Genomic DNA, 18,945 nt, shown 5'->3' on the forward strand with positions numbered 1-18,945 from the left:
CCTGTTCGTCTACGCACGGCGGACCAGTGGCCGTGGAAGAATGCGTTGCGGCGGGCCCCGGTGGAGCCCGCCATGTCGTCTCAGGTGCGGGCCGAGCCCTGCAGCCGGTAGCGGTCGAGCGCGACGGCGCCGATGATCACGAGGCCCTTGATGACGTATTGCCAGATGTCGGACACGCCGACCAGGATGAGCCCGTTCGACAACACCGCGATGATGAGCGCGCCGACCAAGGTGCCCCAGATCGAGCCGATGCCGCCGACGAACGACGTGCCGCCGAGAATGACCGCGGTGATGGCGTCGAGCTCGTAGGACTGGCCGAGCTGCAGGCCGTTCGCCGCATAGAGCCGCGCCGCCTGCATGCCGCCGCCGAGGCCGGCGAGCAGGCCGGACATGCCGTAGACGAAGATCAGCACCGCCCAGACCTTGATGCCGGCGAGCCGCGCCGCGCTCTCATTGCCGCCGACGGCATAGATGTGCACGCCGAGCACGGTCCGGCGCAGGATCAGCCAGGAGCCGAGGATCACGAGCAACGCGATCACCGACAGCCAGGGGATCGAGACGACGCCCGGAATGATCGTCAGCGAGGCGTTGCCGATGAAGGCATAGGGAATGGACGGGTTGAACACGGTGGTGTCGCCACCCATCAGGCGGGCGAGACCGCGCACCGCGGTGAGCGATCCGAGGGTCACGATGAACGGCGGCAGCCGCAACAGCGCGATCAGCGCGCCATTGACGACACCGAAGGCAAGGCCCGTCAGCACCGCGGCCGGCAGCCACAGCGCGCCGAGATCGGGCATCTTCGACAGTGTCAGCCCGGCCATCGCCGCGGCGGCCAGGATCGAGCCGACCGAGAGATCGATGCCGCCGGTCAGGATGACAAAGGTCATCCCGGCGGCGAGCACGGTGTTGACCGCGGCCTGCTGCAGCACGATGCCGAGATTCTGTCCGGTGAAGAAGCGTCCCTCCGACAGCAGGTGGAAGCCGACGCAAAGGATGAGCAGCACCGGCAGCATGCCGGCGGCGCGGATCATCAGCCGCAGCCGCTGCTGCTTGTTGTCCGACGCGGACGGCAGGCCGGATGAAGGCGCGGTCTTGGCTTGCGACGAACTGTTGTCAGGCATCGACGTGCTCCGTCCCGGTGGCCAGCGCCATGATGTCTTCCTGGGTGATGGGTGATGTCGTGCTCTGCTGCAGCTCGCCGGCCAGGTGCCCTTCGCGCATCACCAGCACGCGGTCGCAGATGCCGAGGATCTCCGGCAAATCGGACGAGATCACCAGGATCGCGGTGCCCGACTTGGCGAGATTGTCGATGATCGAATAGATCTCGGACTTGGCGCCGACGTCGACGCCGCGCGTCGGCTCGTCCAGGATCAGGACCTTCGGCGCGGTCGCAAGCAGGCGCGACAGCAGCACCTTCTGCTGATTGCCGCCCGACAGCCCGCCGACGGTGACGCCGGGATTGGGGGCGCGGATGCCGAGCGCGGCGAATGCTTCGTCGGCGCGCGTCTTCGCCTTGTCGCGATCGAGAATGCCGCCGAGCTTCGCGTCGCGTCCGATCACGGCGAGGTTGATGTTGTCGGCGCAGGACATGTCGAGAAACAGGCCCAGCGCCTTCCGGTCCTCGGTCAGATAGGCGATCCCGGCATCGAGCGCATCGCGCGGCGTGTCGATGCTGACTTTCTCGCCGTCGAGCTCGATGTGTCCGGTCGTCTTCGGCGCGGCGCCGATGATGAGATGCGCGAGCTCGGTGCGTCCGGCGCCGATCAGCCCGGCGAGGCCGACCACCTCGCCGGCATGAACGGTCAGCGAGCAGTTCTTGACGCGATGGCCGTCGCCGAGATCGACGGCGCTGAGCACTGCGCGGTCACGCTTGGCGTGCGGGTCGTGATCCTTCTTGTAGAACGACGACACGTCGCGGCCGACCATCATGCGGACGATGCTGTCGGCGCGGATCTCCGGCTTGTCGAGCGAGCCGACCAGCCGGCCGTCGCGCAGCACGGTGACGCGGTCGCCGAGCGCATAGACCTCGTCCATGCGATGCGAGATGTAGATGATGGCGAGCCCCTCGGCGCGCAGCTGGCGGATCAGCGCGAACAGCTTCTCGCTCTCGCCGGCTGACAGGGAGGTCGTCGGCTCGTCCATGATCAGGATCTTGGATCGTGCATGCAGCGCGCGGGCAATCTCCACCAGCTGGCGTTGGCCCATCGACAACTCGGCCACCAAGGTGGAGGCGGTGAAATCGGCGCCGAGCCGGTCCAGGATCGGTCCAGCGCCCTCGCGCATGGTGCTGCGCGCGAGCAGGCCGCTCTGCGACAGCTCGCGCCCGAGATAGATGTTTTCGGCGACCGTCAGGTTCGGCGCCAGCGACAACTCCTGGTAGATGATCGAAATGCCGGCGTTGCGGCCGCCCATCGGCCCTTCGATGCGCACCGGCCGGCCCTCGATGCGGATCTCACCGCCGGGATCCGGGCGATAGGCGCCGGAGAGAATCTTCATCAGCGTGGATTTGCCGGCACCGTTTTCGCCCATCAGCGCATGGACTTCGCCGGCATGGACGGTGAGGTCGACCTTGTGCAGGGCCTTGATGGTGAAGAATGACTTCGACACCCCTCGCATCTCGAGGATCGGACCGCTCATCGTGCCTCCCAATGCACGTCGTCTTGTCGTCCGCGGCTCGTTGATCGCTGGCGCGGGGTAGCCATTAAACTAGAGGCTGTTGCCGAATACAATATGAAAGAGACGCCGCTGCAACGCGTCGCCGCGACGAATGCCTTTCGGAGATCGGGTTAGCTCGGCCGACGATAGAGCTGTTGCCAGCGCGGCCGCCGCTCGGCATAGGCTGCCGACAGCGCGACGTCCGGCGCGAAGGTCCGCACGCGCGCCGGCGGCGTGCAGACCGCGCCGATGTCCTCGCCGGTAACGGCAAGACGTGCCAGCCGGGCCGCGCCGAAGGCGGCGCCGGTCTCGCCCTCGGCCAGCCGATGAACGGGAATGCCGAGGACATCAGCCAGGATCGCCAGCCAGAGGTCGGAGCGCGATCCGCCGCCGATCGCATCCGCTTCGGCAATCACGAGGCCGGTTTCCCTCAGCGCGTCGCGGCAGTCGGCCAGGGCGAAGGCCACGCCCTCGAGCACCGCCTGGACGATGACGCTGCGATCTGTCGCATGGCTCAGGCCGTCGAGCAGGCCGCGGGCATGGGGATCGTCATGCGGCGTCCGCTCGCCCGCGAGATAGGGCAGGAAGCTGACCGGCGACGGCGCGGCGGGCCGTGTGCCCAGCGGGGCAAGCAGCTCCGTTTCGCTCGCGCCGAGCAGCCGCGCGATCCAGGCGAGGCATGAGGCCGCCGACAGCATCGCGCCGGCCTGCAGCCACATCGCAGGGACGGCATGACAGAAGGTGTGAACGACGCGCTCGGGATTGGCCGTGACGGCGTCGACCGGCGTGATCACGGCGCCGGACGTGCCGAGCGTGATGAAAGTGGCGCCCGGCCTGACAGCGCCGATGCCGACGGCACCGGCCGGGTTGTCGCCCGCGCCGCCCGCGAAGGCCGGACGCTTCGTCATGCCCCAGCGTTCCGCGAGGTCGCTGCGCAACCGGCCCGCCGGCGCGCAGCCTTCGACGAGGCGCGGCATCTGCGCACGCGTCAGGCCGGTGGCGGCGAGGCCCTCGTCCGACCAGTCGCGCCCGACGACATCGAGCCAGAGCGAGCCGGACGCATCGGACATGTCCTCGATCGCGTCGCCCGTCAGCACCAGCCGGACATAGGCCTTTGGCAGCAGAACCAGCCGCGTGGCCGCGAAGATCCCGGGCTCGTGCGCCGCGATCCACATCAGCTTCGGCGCGGCAAAACCAGGCATCCCCTTGTTGCCGGTGATCGTGCGCAAGGCGGGCCAGCGCTGCTCCAGCGCGACGCATTCCCGCTCCGACCGCCCGTCGTTCCAGAGAATGCAGGGCCGCAATGGTTTCATCGCGGCATCGAGCAGCACCGGGCCATGCATCTGGCCCGACAGGCCGATGGCGTCCACCGCCGCCAACGCGCCGGGATGATCGGCCTTGAGCGCATCGAGCGTGGCGAACACCGCGGCGATCCAGGCGGCGGGGTCCTGCTCGGCCCAGCCGGGTCGCGGCACGTCCATCGTCAAGGCGTGGCTGCTGCTCGCAACGACGCGCTGCGCATCATCGACGATGATCGTCTTGACCGCGGATGTTCCAAGATCGATGCCGAGATACATGACGTCTCACGCGTGCGTGCGCAGTGACGGATAGGGAGTGGAGCGATACCAGACTCCTGATAGCCTTGTCATCCGAACGCAAGTCATCGTAGCGCGAGCGAGGCGAGCTCATTTTCAGGGAGTCGAGACATGGAGCCATCTGACCAACCAGCCGAACGGGCGTCGCGCCTGGTCGGGCACTACGCGCTGGTGACCGGTGCGGCCCAAGGCATCGGCCGCGCGATCGCGGTGCGCTTTGCCGAGGAGGGCGCGCAGGTCGCGATCAATTTCGGCGGTCCGTCGCCATCGGGCGATGAGACCCTGGCGCTGGTGCACGCGGCCTCCGCCGCGCATGGTCACGGCGCGCGCGATCATTTCGCCGTGAAGGCCGACATCGGCGTCGAGGCCGAGATCGCCGAGATGTTCGAGACCGTGCTGACGCGCTGGCCCCGGCTCGACTGCCTGGTCAACAATGCCGGCTTCCAGCGGGAATCGCCGAGCGAGGCGCTCGACGTCGACGCCTATCGCAAGATCCTCGATGTCAATCTCAACGGCGCGGTGCTGTGCGCGCGTCATGCGCTGGCGCATTTCGTCGCGCGCGGCGGCGGCAACATCATCAATACGTCGAGCGTGCACCAGATCATTCCGAAGCCCGGCTATCTCGCTTATTCGATCAGCAAGAGCGCGATGGCGGGCCTCACCCGGACCCTCGCGCTCGAATTCGCCGGCCGAGGCATCCGCGTCAATTCGGTCGGGCCCGGCGCGGTCGACACGCCGATCAACGCCGCCTGGACCGATGACCCCGCCAAGCGCGCGGCGGTCGAGTCCCACATTCCGATGGGGCGGGTAGCGAGCCCGGAAGAGATCGCCGGCGTGTTCGCCTTTCTCGCCTCGTCCGAGGCGAGCTACATCACCGGACAGACGATCTATGCCTGCGGCGGCATCACGCTGTTCGGTGAATTCCGAGACAATTGGGCAAGTTGAGCCGGCGGCCAAGCGTGCCGGCGGCCGGCGTTGGTGCTGGGCCGACGAGCACATGGCCGTTGCCGTCGCATGCACGGCGAGCTGCGACGCCCCGACGCGGGCGTTCGCGGATGAGCAGCATGCCTGATCGTCTGATGCGGACGTTGGCAAGGTCGCACCGCGGCCGCTAATGTGGCCGGCAGAAGCCGACGAACGGCGCATGATGTCAGGAGGAGCGGCCGATGCGAAGCATCAGGATCGGCGCCGGCGCGGGCTATTCCGGTGACCGGATCGAGCCCGCGGTGGAGCTCGCGGCGAGGGGCGGCCTGGACTATCTCGTGTTCGAATGCCTTGCGGAGCGCACGATCGCGCTGGCGCAGCAGGCGCGCATGAAGGATCCGGCCGCCGGCTATGATCCGCTGCTGGCCGCGCGCATGCAGGCGGTGCTGCCGATCTGCCGCGCCAACAAGGTCCGCATTGTCACCAACATGGGCGCCGCCAATCCGGTCGCCGCGGCCGAAGCCACCCGCGCCATCGCGCGCCAGCTTGGATTGACGGGGCTGAAGATCGCGGCCGTGACCGGCGACGATGTTCTGGAGCCGTTGAAGACAGCGGATGTCGTGCTCGACACCGGCGACACGATCCATGCCCTCGGCAATCGCGTCGTCTCCGCCAACGCCTATGTCGGCGCGGGCGCGATCGCGGAGGCGCTCGCGGACGGAGCCGATGTCGTGATCACCGGGCGCGCCGCCGATCCGGCGCTGTTCCTCGGCCCCCTGATCCATGAGTTCGGCTGGGCTTTGGACGATTGGGACCGGCTGGGGCAGGGCACCGTCGTCGGTCATCTGCTCGAATGCGCCGGCCAGATCACCGGCGGCTATTTCGCCGATCCCGGACTCAAGGACGTTCCCGATCTCGCCCGGCTCGGCTTTCCGATCGGTGAGGTGCGCGAGGATGGCGAACTGATCGTGACCAAGGTCGCGGGCTCCGGCGGCTGCGTCACGCCGGCAACGGTGAAGGAGCAGTTGCTCTATGAGATCCACGATCCCGCGCAATATTTCCAGCCCGACGTCGTGGCGGATTTCTCGCAGGTGACCGTCGAGGAGCTCGGTGCGGACCGGGTCAGGGTGGTCGGCGGCCGCGGCCGGCCGAAGACGGGACTGCTGAAGACCTCGGTCGGCTATCTCGACTCCTATGTCGGCGAGGGGCAGATCTCCTATGCCGGCCCTGGCGCGGTCGCGCGCGGCCGCCTCGCGCTCGATATCGTCCGCGAGCGTCTCGCGCTCACCGGCGTGGCCGTGAGCGAGCTGCGCTGCGACCTGATCGGGCTGAATGCGCTGCATGGCGACGAGCGCGCAGAGGGTGCCGAGCCCCATGAGGTGCGCATTCGTGTCGCCGGGCGGACCGAGACGATGGCGGAGGCGATCCGCATCGGCAACGAGGTCGAGACGCTCTACACCAATGGCCCGGCCGGCGGCGGCGGCGCCTGGAAATCGGCGCGCGAGGTGATCGCCGTGGCCTCCTGTCTCGTGGCCGAGGATGCGCCGCAGCTCTGCGTCGGCACGCTGGTGGCCTGAGTTTTCGAGGGCTTCACGGATCGCTCGCGGCAGCGCAAGCTGGCCGTCATGATTGCGATGCCAGAGAACAGCGGGAATTCAGTCCATGTATGACGTCATTGTGGTCGGCGGCGGCTCCGCGGGCGCGGCCGTGGCTGCACGCCTGTCGGAAGACTCCCGGACGCGGGTCCTGTTGCTCGAGGCCGGCGCCGACTGGCGGGCGGACGAGGCGCCGTGGGAGATCGTGACGCCAAACCCGATTCCGATCATCCATGATCGCGCTTTCCAGGAGACATGGCAGTGGCCGCAGCTGATGTCCCGCCGCGTCGCCGGGCAGGACATGCGCTTCTACTGGCGCGGCAAGGGGCTGGGCGGCAGCTCGATGATGAACGGCCAGATCGCGATCCGCGGCGTGGCCGATGCGTTCGACGAATGGGCGGCCAATGGCTGCACGGGATGGTCGGCCAAGGACATCATGCCGCTGTTCGCGGTGATCGAGGACGATCTCGCGCTCGGTGATCGCGAGGGTCACGGCCGCGGCGGGCCGCTTCCGGTCTACCGCGCACCGCCTGACACATGGGGGCCGATCGACCGCGGCCTGCGCGATGCCGCGCTGGCGAGCGGTTATCCCTGGTGCGACGATCTCAACGGGCCTGACGGCGAGGGCGTCGCCTGCTATCCGATCAACAGCCGCAATGGCCGGCGCATCTCCACCAACGAGGCCTATCTGGAGCCGGCGCGCGGCCGTTCGAACCTCGAGATCCGCGGGCGGGCGCTGGTCGAGCGGCTGCTGATCAGCGACGGCAGGGCGACCGGCGTGCGCGTCCATGTCGAGGGTGAAGGCGTGATGGACATCGCGGCGCGCGAGGTCGTGCTGTGCGCCGGCGCCATCCACAGTCCGGCGATCCTGCTGCGCTCGGGCATCGGCCCCGCGGCGGATCTGCAGGCGCTCGGCATCGCCGTGCTGCGCGATCTTCCCGTGGGACGGCACTTCTTCGATCATCCGCTGTTCCGCACCACCATTCAATTGCGCGACGCGCTGCGTCCGACCGATCGCGACACCCGCCACACCAATTGCTGCGTCACCTACTCGTCGGGCCTCGCCGGCGGCGGCAAGCGCGACATGATCCTGATCGCGTTCAACCATCGCGGCATCGGCGTGCCCGGCGCGATCGGCGCCGGCCTGTTCAACGCCTTCTCGCGCGGCACGTTGAAGCTCGCCTCGACCGATCCGCGCGTGGATCCGATCGTCGAGGAGAACATGCTGGCCGATCCGCGCGACATCGCGCGGATGCGCGATGCGGTGAAGCGGCTGGCGCTGATCACGGTGCAGCCGGCGCTGCGCGACATCGCCGACTGGATTCGCCTCGGCGATACGGAGTTCACGCTGCCGCAGGCGGCTGCGCTGCCCGATGCCGAGCTCGATGCGCTGCTGCGGCAGGTCACCGGCGACATCCAGCATGCGGCGGGGAGCTGCCGCATGAGCGGCGTCACCGACGACGATGGCGTGGTCGATCCGGACGGCCGCGTGAAGGGCATCGCCGGCCTGCGCGTCGCCGACGCCTCGATCATGCCGTCGGACTGCCGCGCCAACACGCATTTCACCACCGTCGTGATCGGCGAGGCGATCGCGCGGATGATGCGAAAGCGCTATTAGACTTCAGGCGATGGCGAAGCGGAGCCCGGCGCGGGCGCGCCCGCCGGAGATCGCGATCGGCGTGCCGTCGGCGCGCCAGCACGCGGCTCCCGTCAGCGTGCCGTCGTCGCCGAATGCGATCGCGTTCATGCCGCCGGCCACGACCGGCTCGCGCTTGATCTCGTGGCCGCGCGCGGCGAGCTCCTGCGCCACGTGCTCGGGGAAAGCCGGCTCGAGCTCGAGCACGCCGCCCTGCGTCCACAGCCGCGGCGCCTCGACCGCCTCCTGCAGCGACATGCCGTGGTCGATCAGGTTGACCAGCGCCTGAAAAGCCGAGGGGAAGATGCGCAGGCCGCCGGGCAGGCCGAGCGCATAGCGCAAGCGGCCGTCGCGCAGCGCCATCATCGGCGCCATCGAGGTGAAGACGCGCTTGCCCGGCTGGATCGACAGCGCGCGGCCCGGATGCGGATCGAAATTATACATGTAGTTGTTGGCGGTCATGCCGGTGCCCGGGATCTGCACGCAGGCGCCGAACAGGCCGTTGATGGTCTGGGTCGCCGCGACGACGTTGCCCGCGGCATCGGCGACCGTGACATGGGTGGTGTTGGCGGACTCCGTCGGCGCAAGCCCAGGACCGAAGCTCCGTGCCCGGCGCAGGTCGATCTCTGCCCGCCGCTCGGCGGCATAGGTCTTGGATGTCAGGCGCGCGACCGGCACGTCGACGAATGCAGGATCGGCGGTGGCGACCGCCCGATCGGCGAAGGCGATCTTCAGCGCTTCGGCGAGCAGATGGGCGCCGTCGGCCGAGCCGAAGCCGAGCCCGCCGACGTCGAAGCCCTCGAGGATGTTCAGCATCTGCACGATGTGCACGCCGCCGGACGAGGGCGGCGGGGGGCCGATGATCTCATGGCCGCGATAGAGCCCGCGGATCGGCGCGCGCTCGATCGCCGCGTAGGCGGCGAGGTCGGCCGCATCGATCAGGCCGCCACTTTGGGCCATGTAGTTGGCCAGCGCGATCCCGAGCGGACCGCCATAGAGAGCGTCCGGACCGTGCTCCGCGATCAGCCGCAGCGAGCGGGCATAGTCGGCCTGGATCACGCGGGCGCCGGGCCTGACCGGCGTGCCGTCCGGCAGGAACAGCGCGGCGAGATGCGGATCGCGCGCGAGGTCGTCCGCGACCAGCCGCACGCAATCGTTGAGATAGGGACTGGCGATGAAGCCGTGCTCGGCGAGCCGGATCGCCGGCGCCATCACCTCGGCCAGCGGCAGCCGGCCGAAGCGCGACAGGGCCTCGCACCATCCCTTCAGCGCACCGGGCACGGCGACCGCGAGCGCGCCTGCGACATTGCGGCGGCCGCGCGTCTCGCGCGCCAGCGCGATCTCGTCGGAGACCGGATCATACATTCCTGGCGTGGCGCGCCGCGGCGCGGTGCTCAATCCGTCGAGCACGATGTGCCGTCCATCCGCAAGTCGGATGTGCGACAGGCCGCCGCCCAGAATGCCGACCATCATCGGCTCGACCACCGTCAGCGCGAACAGTGCGGCGACCGCGGCATCGATCGCGTTGCCGTCGCGCATCAGCATCTCGGCGCCGGCGCTGGAGGCGAGCGGATGGTTGGTGACGACCATCCCGCGCGCGCCGGTCGCCGGCTGCTTCTCGCAGGTGAAGTCGGCGATGCGCCGTGTGGGCGAATCCATTCGGGTCTCCTCTGTCGAACGGCGGATGCCGAGAGGTCGTTTTTCGCAATCCTGACCGATCGCTTGCGCAAGGGGAAGAGCGGGGGCGGCAGTTCGACGAACTGATAAGTGCGCCACGCATGGCTCGGAGAGAATCGATCTCTCCCGCCGCGTTCTCATCGTCGCGCATCTGTGTTAGGGCTTTCAGCAGTTCCACTTCGCGAGCCCAGCTGATTTCATGCCTCACTACGATCTGATCATTCGCGGCGGTCGCGTGCTCGACCCGGAAACGAAGCTCGACGCCACGGCCGATGTCGCCATCAAGGATGGCGCAATCGCTGCCGTGGGCGATGTCGGCGGGGCTGCCGATCAGGTGGTCGATGCGGCCGGCCTCGCCGTCGTACCCGGCTTCATCGATCTGCACGCCCACGGCCAGTCGCTGCCGGCGGACCGCATGCAGGCGTTCGACGGCGTCACCACGACGCTCGAGCTCGAGATCGGCGTGATGCCGGTGGCGCGCTGGTATGACGAGCAGGCGGCGATCGGCCGCCTTCTGAATTACGGCGCAGCGTCGGGCTGGGTGTTCGCGCGCATCGCGACGATGACGACCCAGCAGACCGCGTCCAACATCGCCGGCATGGGCGAGGCGATGCGCGACAAGCGATGGGTCGAGGAGGTCGCGACCGCGGCCGAGACCGCCGAGATCGTCGAGCGCACCCGGCAGGGTCTGGAGCAGGGCGGTCTCGGCATCGCCTTCCCGAATGCCTACGCGCCCGGCACCGGCATGAAGGAGCTGTCGGAGCTGTGCAGCCTGGCGGCCAGGCACGACGTGCCGACCTATACGCACATCGCCTACATGTCGAACGTCGATCCGCGCAGCTCGGTCGATGCCTACACGCGGCTGATCGGGCTGGCCGGCTCGACCGGCGCCCACATGCACATCTGCCATTTCAACAGCACCAGCCTGCAGGATGTCGAGCGCTGCGCCGAGCTGGTGCAGACCGCGCAGAAGCAGGGCCTGAAGGTCACGACCGAAGCCTATCCGTACGGCACCGGCTCGACCGTGGTCGGGGCCGGCTTCTTCGCCGATCCCGCCTTCTGCCAGCGCATGGGCACCGGCTATGACGCGATCGAGATGGTCGCCGAGCGCCACCGGCTCGGCAGCCGTGACGAGTTGCTGGCGCGGCAGCAGGACGATCCCGGCGCATTGGTGCTGATCCATTTCCTCGATGTCGCCGTCAACCAGCGCCACCGCGACCTGCTCGACGTCTCCGTGCTGTTTCCGGGCGGCGCCATCGCCTCCGATGCGATGCCGTGGATCCTGTCCAACGGCACCGACTACACCGGCGACGCCTGGCCGCTGCCGGATGACGCGGTGTCGCATCCGCGCTCGTCGGCGACCTTCACCAAATTCCTGCGCGAATGGGTGCTGGACCGCAAGGCGGTGCCGCTGATGGAGGGTCTCGCCAAGTGTACGCTGATCCCGGCCCGGATTCTGGAACCGTCGACGCCCGCGATGCGCAAGAAGGGACGGCTGCAGGCCGGCTGCGACGCCGACATCGCGGTGCTGGATCTCGCCGGCCTGCGTGACCGCGCCGACTTCCTCAACATGAACCGGCCGTCCGAGGGCGTGCGGCATCTGCTCGTCAATGGCCGCGCCGTCATCACCGATGGCGAGCTCGTTCGCGACGTCCGGCCGGGGCAGGCGGTGCGCCGTCCGGTCCTGTCATGATCGTCCCGGTCCTGCTGGTCGCCGGATCGCTCGGCGCCGGCAAGACGACCCTGCTCAATCATCTGCTCGCCAATCCGGACGGGCGGCGCATCGCCGCCGTCGTCAACGACTTCGGCGCGGTCGACATCGACGCGCAGCTTCTCGGCACCGTGACGGAAGGCGTGATCAGCCTCAAGAACGGCTGCATCTGCTGCTCGCTGCAGGGCGACCTGCTGCGCACGCTGTCCTCCGTCATCAAGCGCGATCCGGCACCCGATGCGATCGTGATCGAAACATCGGGCATCTCCGATCCCGCCGAGATCATCCGCAGCCTGATGGATCCCGTGATCTTCAGGGTCGCGCCGCTGGAGACCGTGGTCACGCTGGTCGATCCGCAGCGGCTGCGCGATGATCCCGGGATCGAGCAGGACGCGCTGTGGCGCTCGCAACTGCGCGCCGCCGATTTCGTGCTGCTGACCAAGGCCGATCTGCTCGACCGCGCCGCGCTCGATGCGGTCCGCGGCGTCGTCGGCGGCATCAAGCCGCAATCGGCGATCTTCGAGATATCGCATGGCGTCGTCGCGCCGGACCTGCTGTTCAGCCGCGACATTCGCGCGCCGCGAGAGCTACCCAAGCAGGTGCCGACGATGTCGCAACCTTTCGCAACCCTCACCTGGACCTCCCGTGCTCCGCTGTCGCTGGCCCGCTTCCAGCAGGTGATCGGAAAGCTCGCGCCGCGCACCCTGCGCATCAAGGGCATCCTGCTGTTCACCGACCATCCGGGACAGCCGATCCTGTTTCAGTCGGTGGCGACGCGTGGCACCTTGGCGCCGTCGCCGGTGTCGCCCGCCGATGGCCTCACGGCGCAGCTCGTGCTGATCGGACGCGAAGGTGAGCTCGACGCCGGGGAGATCGACGCGCTGCTGCGCGAGGTGATCGTCGCCTGAGATCGAAGGCCGCGCGTCAGCCCGCCTGCCGCAACGCGCCGTCCGCAGCTTCGGCCCAGGTGCAGCAGCCGCCCCCGGCGCGCTTGGCGGCGTAGAGTGCGCTGTCGACCTGGCGCAGAACCTCGTCCGTGGACTCGTCCGTGAGCGGCCGGTCGTTCACCAGCAGGCCGGCGCTGGCGCCGATCACCACGGGAATGTCGGACAGCAGGAACGGCATCGACAGCGAGCGGACCGCCTCGCGCGCGAGCGCCAGCGCCTCGTCGCGTCCGTCCGCGCCGCTCGCCACCGGCTTCAGCAGCATGAACTCATCGCCGCCGAAGCGCGCGGCGAGACCGCCCCGGCCGACACAGCTCGACAGCCGGGCTGCGACCTGACGCAGCAGGTCGTCGCCGGCGTGGTGACCGTGGCGGTCGTTGACGGGCTTGAAGCCATCGAGATCGATGGCAACGATCGCGACAGTCCCGGTCGTGCGTTCAAGCGCAGCCAGGAAGGCCGCCCGGTTGGGCAGGTCGGTCAGGAAATCATGGTTGGCCTGGCGGGCCAGCGCGTGCTTGGCCTCGAGCCGCTCGATGAACGCGGTGCTGAGATGGCGCGAGGCTTCGCGGATCGAGAACCAGAACAGCACCAGCAGGACGGCCCCGAGCTGATAGGGCAGCTCCGGGCGCATCAACCCGGCGACGAGCGTCGGGGCGAGCAGCACGGCGGTTGTCGTCAGCACGACCCACGGGCGGATCGCCGCGCGCGACACCATGCCGACGCAATAGGACATCGACAGGCCGAAGGCGATCCATGCGCCCGGAGCATCGTTGAGCTGGAACGCGCGGAAGGTGAGAGCGCCGAGCGCAAGGCCGAAGGCGGCGGCGCCCGCGGCGTACACCTTCTCCCACAGGATCACGTCGCGATCGGACAGGCGTCCCGCATATTGTTTGTAGCGCAGCAGGCTGACCACGCGACCGATGGCGTTGACGATGATCGCGAATGAGATCGCGATGTAGCCGGGATCGCCGTGCAGGACCGCAAGCGTGACCGAGCCGGTGATGGCGGCCGCGTTGATCGACATGACCTGCGGCAGAGACGTGTACAGCAGATCGACGAGCTCGCGCCGGATCGCCGGGTTCGGATGGATGAATCTGGAAAGCAGCCCATGTCCCATGGGACCACCATGGGACACCTTTCCTAACAGTTGATGGGCGCGAACGATTCGCGCGACGAAGGTTCGGAGTTACCTTAAATCTTCGTCAATCGCTCAGGGCGCGCGGCTGGGGTCGCTGGTTGGATAGACCGGCGTCGCCGTCGACATCCGCGAGGGCATCGGCGCCGCCGCCGCCATTTTCGGCGCCTCTGCCCTCGGCGTTTCCGCCTTGATGTCGGATTTTGGCGGGTCGAGCTTCAGCGGCCGCAGCGGCTGACGCTTCGCCATCGCGTCGAGCACGGCGCGGTTCGTCTTCTCGATGCGCTTTGCGGCCGCGACGTCGGCAAAGGCCCGGTCGAATTTGCGCATGCGATAGAACACGATGCCGCGGTCGATATAGGCCTCATGGTAGCGGGGATCGAGCTGGATCGCCGCGTCGAGATCGGCCAGCGCCGCCGCGAAATCGCCTTTCTGGAACGCGGCCATGCCGCGATCGTGATGGGCCTGGGCCTCGTTCGAGGCCGTACCCCCGGCGAGCATGGCATCTGCTCCGCATGGTGCGGTGGCGCCTGCCGCACAGGGCGCGCGATCCTGCTCGGCCGAATAGACCACGTCGACCTTGCTGGCCCGCAGCGGCAGTGGCTCGGTGGACGCCGCGTTGTTGCTGCCCGATGCGTTTCCGACCGTTGTGCCGGCAGCCGCCTCGTTGCCTGCGGCCGCGTCGACGGCCGTCGCCGCATCGGTGGGGCCATCGATCGGCTTGGCGGGAACCTCGTTCGGCTTCACCTTGTTGGTGGCAACCACGATCGGCTCGAGCGGCGCGACGGACGCCGAGGACATGTGCGTGAACAGCAGGTAGCCCGTCAGCGCCAAGGCGGACGCCCCGGCCAGCGCCATCACGCCGGACGCGACCGTGTGAACCCTGGCGACGACCGCGAGCTTGGAATCCTGCCGATGCTCGTCCTGCGCGGCGCCGAGCAGCCGGTCATAGGCCGTGCGCTGCTCCTTGTCGCCGAGAATGTCGTTGGCGCGGATGATCTGTCGAAACCGCAGCGCGGCGTCCGGATCGCCGGGATTGACGTCGGGGTGGCTCTCTTTGACCGCTTTGCGGAAGGCCGCCCGGATATCGTCAGCGTCATCGTCCGGAAGAGCTCCGAGTAAATCGTAAAGCGTCTTCATCGCCGTTCTCGCTGCAGGCTTCCCTCGTCTCCGATCGAAATTCCTACGGCGAATTTACGCTGGAGCACTCGTACTAACTGTTTCCGCTTGGCATGATGGTTGGTCAATCCGGCGGAAAAATGACTGAAAATGGCGAAGTTCGTAGCCATTTTTGCCGTGTTTGACGCCACCGCGTTCGCCCTTCCTCGTCATGGTGCGCGCAATCGCAGATTGAATCGCTGCTTTCTCATCGCCTCTGCCGCCGGACCTTCCTCCATGGTGAAGAAGAAGTTTGAAGCTGGGTTTAACGCGAACTGATCGGCAGCTCAGTTGTGAGCGACAACATGCGATTGCTGCAGCAGTGTGACACCGTTGCACCCGCCCGCGCGAGCCAGGTTCCGCCCGGACGGACGCGGCGCTGGAAGCACTCAGTGCCGAGGGGGCTGCCCGCGATCATGCGCGTGCTTGCGGAGGCGGCGGCCCGGCCGCTATACCCGCCGCATGACTGAATTTCATGGTGTCTTCCCCTACCTGGCCTCGCCGATCGGCGCGGATGGCACGATCCGGACGGAGGTGCTGGGCCGGCTGTGCGATGATCTCATCCATGCCGGCGTGCACGGCCTGACGCCGCTCGGCTCGACCGGCGAGTTCGCCTATCTCGACCGCGCGCAGCGCATGACCGTCGTGGAGACAACCATCGAGGCCGCCCAGGGCCGCGTTCCCGTGATCGCAGGCGTGGCCTCGACTGCGATCGCTGACGCGGTGGCGCAGGCCAAGGCTTACCAGAAGCGCGGCGCAACCGGCATCCTGGCCGTGCTCGAAGCCTACTTCCCGGTCAACGACGCCGGTATCAAGGCGTATTTCCGGGCGATTGCCGATGCCGTCGACATTCCCGTCGTCATCTACACCAATCCCCAGTTCCAGCGCTCCGACCTGTCGCTCGACGTCATCGCTGATCTCGCCGAGCATCCGCGCATCAACTACATCAAGGACGCGTCCACCAACACCGGCCGGCTGTTGTCGATCATCAATCGCTGCAGCGACGCCATCAAGGTGTTCGCGGCGTCGTCGCACATTCCGGCGGCGGTGATGCTGATCGGCGGCAAGGGCTGGATGGCCGGGCCGGCCTGCATCATTCCGCGCCAGAGCGTCGAACTCTACAATCTCTGCAGGGCGTCGCGCTGGGACGATGCGATGCTGCTGCAGAAGAAGCTGTGGCGCGTCAACGAGGCCTTCGCCCGCTTCAACCTCGCGGCCTGCATCAAGGCCGGCCTGTCGATCCAGGGGTACGACGTCGGCGATCCCGTGCCGCCGCAGGCCCCGCTCTCGCCCGAGCAGCGCAAGGTCGTTGAAGAGGTGCTGCGCAGCCTGGCGTGACGCTGGTCGGGCTTGACCCGGCCATCCATCCCAAACGGAAACGGGATTGTGGATGCCCGGGCCTTCGCTGGGCCGAAGCGGTTTCGGCTGCGCAGGCGGGCCAAGCCCGGGCATGACAGTGCGGTATGACGCACCAGCACAATCATGGCTTGGCCAGCGGAACATCGATCCGCTAAAACCCCATGCAATTACATTGAACTGACCAAGGATTCCCGAATGAACATTCTTCCCAACAATATGCGGTTTGGTGCGGGGCAGCCCGTCAAGCGTCTGGAGGACCAGCGGCTGCTGACCGGGAAGGGGCAGTTCATCGACGACAAGGCGGAGGACGGCGCGCTGTGGCTCTACGTGCTGCGCTCCCCGCATGCGCATGCCAGGATCCTGTCGATCGACACCGCCGCCGCCCGCGAGATCGCGGGCGTGCAGGCGATCTACACCGGTGCGGACCTCGTCGCCGACGATGTCGGCACCATTCCGACATTGGCGATCTTCAAGCGTCCCGACGGCAAGCCGATGACGGTGCCGCCGCGCCGCCTGCTCGCCCATGAGGTCGTCCGCTTCACCGGCGAGGCGGTCGCGGCCGTGGTCGCGGCGTCGCGCACGATCGCGCAGGAAGCGGCGGAAGCGATCGCCGTCGACTACGAGGTGCTGCCGGCGGTGACCGATCCGGTGAAGGCGCTCGAGCCGGGTGCGCCCGTCGTCTGGGCCGAGGCGCCGGACAATATCGTTGCCGCGATGAGCTATGGCGATGCCGCCAAGGTGGAAGAGGCCTTCTCCAGCGCCGCGCACAAGGTGTCGCTCGACATTGCCAGCCAGCGCCTGGTGCCCTCGGCGATGGAGCCGCGCTCGACCATTGCCGAGATCGAGAAGAAGACCGGCCGGCTGCTGCTGTACGTGCAGTCGCAGACGCCGGCCTCGACCCGTGACGTGCTGGCGGAAGCCGTGCTGAAGCGGCCGAAGGAAAGTGTGCGCGTGCTGGTCGGCGACATCGGCGGCGGCTTCGGCCAGAAGACCAACCTCTATCCTGAGGACGGCATCGTCGCCTATGCCGCGACCAAGCTCGGCAAGAAGATCCGCTGGCGCGCCGAGCGCACCGACGAGTTCGTCGGCGGCACGCATGGCCGCGACCTCACCTCGACCGCCGAGTTCGCTTTGGACGCCAAGGGCAAGGTGCTGGCCTATCGCGTGCGCTCGATCGGCGCCACCGGCGCCTATTCATCGGGTGCGGCCAACATCATTCCGCTGGTGCTCGGGCCGTTCGTGCAGACCGGTGTCTATGACCTGCCGCTGGTGCATTTCGAGGTGAAGACCGTGATGACGCATACCGCGCCGGTCGGTGCCTATCGCGGCGCCGGGCGTCCCGAGGCGGTGTTCATCGTGGAGCGCCTGTTCGACACGGCCGCGCGCCAGATCGGGATCGATCCGCGCGCGATCCGCAAGGCCAACTACATCAAGCCGGCGCAACTGCCCTACACCAACGCCGTCGGCCAGGTCTATGATTCCGGCGCCTTCGCCCACATGCTGGAGCGCGCGTCCAAGCTTGCGGACTGGGACGGCTTCAATGCGCGCAAGCGCGAAGCGAAGAAGCGCGGCATGCTCTACGGCCGCGGCCTCACCTCCTACATCGAATGGACCGGCGGCCGCGCCCACACCGAGAAGGTGTCGCTGCACGCGACCTCCGAGGGCCGCGTCATCCTGCACTCCGGCACCATGGCGATGGGGCAGGGATTGCAGACCACCTACACCCAGATGATCTCCGACACGCTCGGCATCCCGCTCGACAAGATCGACGTGGTGCAGGGCGACACCGATCTCGCCACCGGCTTCGGCAGCGTCGGCTCGCGCTCGCTGTTCGTCGGCGGCACCGCGGTGGCGGTGTCCTCCAACGATCTCATCAGCAAGGCGCGCGAGAAGGCGTCGAACCTCTTGGAGACCGCGGTCGAGGACATCGAGTATCGCGACGGCGTCCTCACCGTCGTCGGCACCGACCGCCGCATCAGCCTGTTCGAGATCGCGCAGAAGGAGCAGGGCGCCAAGCTGTCGGTCGACAGCGAGGGCGAGGTCGATGGTCCGAGCTGGCCGAACGGCACCCATGTCTGCGAGGTCGAGATCGATCCGGAGACCGGCATCAGCCGTGTCGTGCGCTACACCACCGTCGACGACGTCGGCGTTGCCGTCAATCCGATGCTGGTGGCCGGCCAGATCCATGGCGGCGTCGCCCAGGGCATCGGCCAGGCGCTGTACGAGAACGTCGCCTACGATGCCGATGGCCAGCTCCTGACCGCGACCTATCAGGACTACTGCATTCCGCGCGCCGACGACGTGCCGCCGATCGTCGTCACGCTCGATGATTCCGCGCCGTGCAAGACCAACCCGCTGGGCGCCAAGGGCTGCGGCGAATCCGGCGCCATCGGCGGCCCGCCCTGCGTCACCAACGGCGTGATGGACGCACTGTTCGAGCTGGGCATCACCAATCTGCAGACCCCGCTGACGCCTGAGAAGGTATGGGCGGCGATCCGGGATGCGAAGGCCAAGAAGGCGGCGGCGTAAGCATAACTTCACTTCTCAGACCGCCGC

Annotated in this window: 14 protein-coding genes; 8 read left to right on the forward strand and 6 right to left on the reverse strand. The window is 68.0% G+C overall.

Annotated elements, in window-relative coordinates; all coding sequences use genetic code 11:
* Window positions 1-80: 80 nt before the first annotated feature.
* The 3 genes from QW845_RS28435 to xylB form a co-directional block, all read right to left on the reverse strand.
* Window positions 81-1,121: an ABC transporter permease subunit gene (locus QW845_RS28435; protein WP_315804813.1), complete on the reverse strand. Its 1,041-nt coding sequence runs from the start codon at window positions 1,119-1,121 to the stop codon at window positions 81-83.
* Window positions 1,114-2,637 (reverse strand): sugar ABC transporter ATP-binding protein, encoded by a 1,524-nt coding sequence (locus QW845_RS28440; protein WP_315804814.1) that lies wholly within the window; start codon window positions 2,635-2,637, stop codon window positions 1,114-1,116. The genes QW845_RS28435 and QW845_RS28440 overlap by 8 nt, the downstream gene beginning before the upstream one ends.
* A 149-nt stretch (window positions 2,638-2,786) precedes the next feature.
* A complete protein-coding gene (xylB, locus tag QW845_RS28445; RefSeq protein WP_315804815.1) occupies window positions 2,787-4,232 on the reverse strand; it encodes a xylulokinase in 1,446 nt (481 codons plus the stop codon).
* Window positions 4,233-4,361: 129 nt separating this feature from the next.
* Here xylB and QW845_RS28450 point away from each other — a divergent pair, with 129 nt between their 5' ends.
* The 3 genes from QW845_RS28450 (at window position 4,362) to QW845_RS28460 (ending at window position 8,387) form a co-directional block, all read left to right on the forward strand.
* A complete protein-coding gene (locus tag QW845_RS28450) occupies window positions 4,362-5,195 on the forward strand; it encodes an SDR family oxidoreductase (protein WP_315804816.1) in 834 nt (277 codons plus the stop codon).
* A gap of 221 nt (window positions 5,196-5,416) precedes the next feature.
* The gene (locus QW845_RS28455) at window positions 5,417-6,751 is read left to right on the forward strand and encodes an acyclic terpene utilization AtuA family protein (protein ID WP_315804817.1); all 1,335 of its coding nucleotides are present in this window, start codon (window positions 5,417-5,419) and stop codon (window positions 6,749-6,751) included.
* Window positions 6,752-6,836: 85 nt separating this feature from the next.
* Window positions 6,837-8,387 (forward strand): GMC family oxidoreductase, encoded by a 1,551-nt coding sequence (locus QW845_RS28460; RefSeq protein WP_315804818.1) that lies wholly within the window; start codon window positions 6,837-6,839, stop codon window positions 8,385-8,387.
* Between the two features lie 3 nt (window positions 8,388-8,390).
* Here the strand turns inward: QW845_RS28460 and ggt are convergent, their stop codons facing one another.
* Window positions 8,391-10,064: a gamma-glutamyltransferase gene (gene ggt, locus QW845_RS28465; RefSeq protein ID WP_315804819.1), complete on the reverse strand. Its 1,674-nt coding sequence runs from the start codon at window positions 10,062-10,064 to the stop codon at window positions 8,391-8,393.
* A gap of 217 nt (window positions 10,065-10,281) precedes the next feature.
* Here ggt and QW845_RS28470 point away from each other — a divergent pair, with 217 nt between their 5' ends.
* On the forward strand, window positions 10,282-11,775 hold the full coding sequence (locus QW845_RS28470; RefSeq protein ID WP_409997976.1) for an amidohydrolase family protein: 1,494 nt from the start codon (window positions 10,282-10,284) through the stop codon (window positions 11,773-11,775).
* Window positions 11,772-12,701 (forward strand): GTP-binding protein, encoded by a 930-nt coding sequence (locus tag QW845_RS28475; protein WP_315804820.1) that lies wholly within the window; start codon window positions 11,772-11,774, stop codon window positions 12,699-12,701. The genes QW845_RS28470 and QW845_RS28475 overlap by 4 nt, the downstream gene beginning before the upstream one ends.
* A 16-nt stretch (window positions 12,702-12,717) precedes the next feature.
* Here the strand turns inward: QW845_RS28475 and QW845_RS28480 are convergent, their stop codons facing one another.
* Together QW845_RS28480 and QW845_RS28485 are read right to left on the reverse strand one after the other, a co-directional pair.
* On the reverse strand, window positions 12,718-13,854 hold the full coding sequence (locus tag QW845_RS28480) for a GGDEF domain-containing protein (protein WP_315804821.1): 1,137 nt from the start codon (window positions 13,852-13,854) through the stop codon (window positions 12,718-12,720).
* Window positions 13,855-13,947: 93 nt separating this feature from the next.
* The gene (locus QW845_RS28485) at window positions 13,948-15,012 is read right to left on the reverse strand and encodes a J domain-containing protein (RefSeq protein ID WP_315804822.1); all 1,065 of its coding nucleotides are present in this window, start codon (window positions 15,010-15,012) and stop codon (window positions 13,948-13,950) included.
* A 129-nt stretch (window positions 15,013-15,141) separates the two neighbouring features.
* On the opposite strand from QW845_RS28485, the gene QW845_RS28490 reads away from it, so the two are divergent.
* The 3 genes from QW845_RS28490 to QW845_RS28500 all read left to right on the forward strand — a co-directional run bounded on the left by QW845_RS28490 (window position 15,142) and on the right by QW845_RS28500 (window position 18,918).
* Window positions 15,142-15,309: a hypothetical protein gene (locus QW845_RS28490; RefSeq protein ID WP_315804823.1), complete on the forward strand. Its 168-nt coding sequence runs from the start codon at window positions 15,142-15,144 to the stop codon at window positions 15,307-15,309.
* 183 nt (window positions 15,310-15,492) lie between these two features.
* The gene (locus QW845_RS28495) at window positions 15,493-16,368 is read left to right on the forward strand and encodes a dihydrodipicolinate synthase family protein (RefSeq protein ID WP_315804824.1); all 876 of its coding nucleotides are present in this window, start codon (window positions 15,493-15,495) and stop codon (window positions 16,366-16,368) included.
* A 216-nt stretch (window positions 16,369-16,584) separates the two neighbouring features.
* The gene (locus tag QW845_RS28500; protein ID WP_315804825.1) at window positions 16,585-18,918 is read left to right on the forward strand and encodes a xanthine dehydrogenase family protein molybdopterin-binding subunit; all 2,334 of its coding nucleotides are present in this window, start codon (window positions 16,585-16,587) and stop codon (window positions 18,916-18,918) included.
* Window positions 18,919-18,945 lie beyond the last annotated feature (27 nt).

Source organism: Bradyrhizobium sp. SZCCHNS3002 (assembly GCF_032377435.1).
Taxonomy (GTDB): domain Bacteria; phylum Pseudomonadota; class Alphaproteobacteria; order Rhizobiales; family Xanthobacteraceae; genus Bradyrhizobium.

Excerpts from the sequence above, each read along its gene's own strand:
- xylB (WP_315804815.1), bottom strand. The coding sequence starts at position 4,232 with ATGTATCTCGGCATCGATCTTGGAACATCCGCGGTCAAGACGATCATC.
- QW845_RS28440 (WP_315804814.1), bottom strand. The coding sequence starts at position 2,637 with ATGAGCGGTCCGATCCTCGAGATGCGAGGGGTGTCGAAGTCATTCTTC.
- QW845_RS28495 (WP_315804824.1), top strand. The coding sequence starts at position 15,493 with ATGACTGAATTTCATGGTGTCTTCCCCTACCTGGCCTCGCCGATCGGC.
- QW845_RS28500 (WP_315804825.1), top strand. The coding sequence starts at position 16,585 with ATGAACATTCTTCCCAACAATATGCGGTTTGGTGCGGGGCAGCCCGTC.
- QW845_RS28435 (WP_315804813.1), bottom strand. The coding sequence starts at position 1,121 with ATGCCTGACAACAGTTCGTCGCAAGCCAAGACCGCGCCTTCATCCGGC.
- QW845_RS28490 (WP_315804823.1), top strand. The coding sequence starts at position 15,142 with ATGGCGAAGTTCGTAGCCATTTTTGCCGTGTTTGACGCCACCGCGTTC.
- QW845_RS28475 (WP_315804820.1), top strand. The coding sequence starts at position 11,772 with ATGATCGTCCCGGTCCTGCTGGTCGCCGGATCGCTCGGCGCCGGCAAG.
- QW845_RS28450 (WP_315804816.1), top strand. The coding sequence starts at position 4,362 with ATGGAGCCATCTGACCAACCAGCCGAACGGGCGTCGCGCCTGGTCGGG.
- QW845_RS28470 (WP_409997976.1), top strand. The coding sequence starts at position 10,282 with ATGCCTCACTACGATCTGATCATTCGCGGCGGTCGCGTGCTCGACCCG.
- QW845_RS28460 (WP_315804818.1), top strand. The coding sequence starts at position 6,837 with ATGTATGACGTCATTGTGGTCGGCGGCGGCTCCGCGGGCGCGGCCGTG.
- ggt (WP_315804819.1), bottom strand. The coding sequence starts at position 10,064 with ATGGATTCGCCCACACGGCGCATCGCCGACTTCACCTGCGAGAAGCAG.
- QW845_RS28480 (WP_315804821.1), bottom strand. The coding sequence starts at position 13,854 with ATGGGACATGGGCTGCTTTCCAGATTCATCCATCCGAACCCGGCGATC.
- QW845_RS28455 (WP_315804817.1), top strand. The coding sequence starts at position 5,417 with ATGCGAAGCATCAGGATCGGCGCCGGCGCGGGCTATTCCGGTGACCGG.
- QW845_RS28485 (WP_315804822.1), bottom strand. The coding sequence starts at position 15,012 with ATGAAGACGCTTTACGATTTACTCGGAGCTCTTCCGGACGATGACGCT.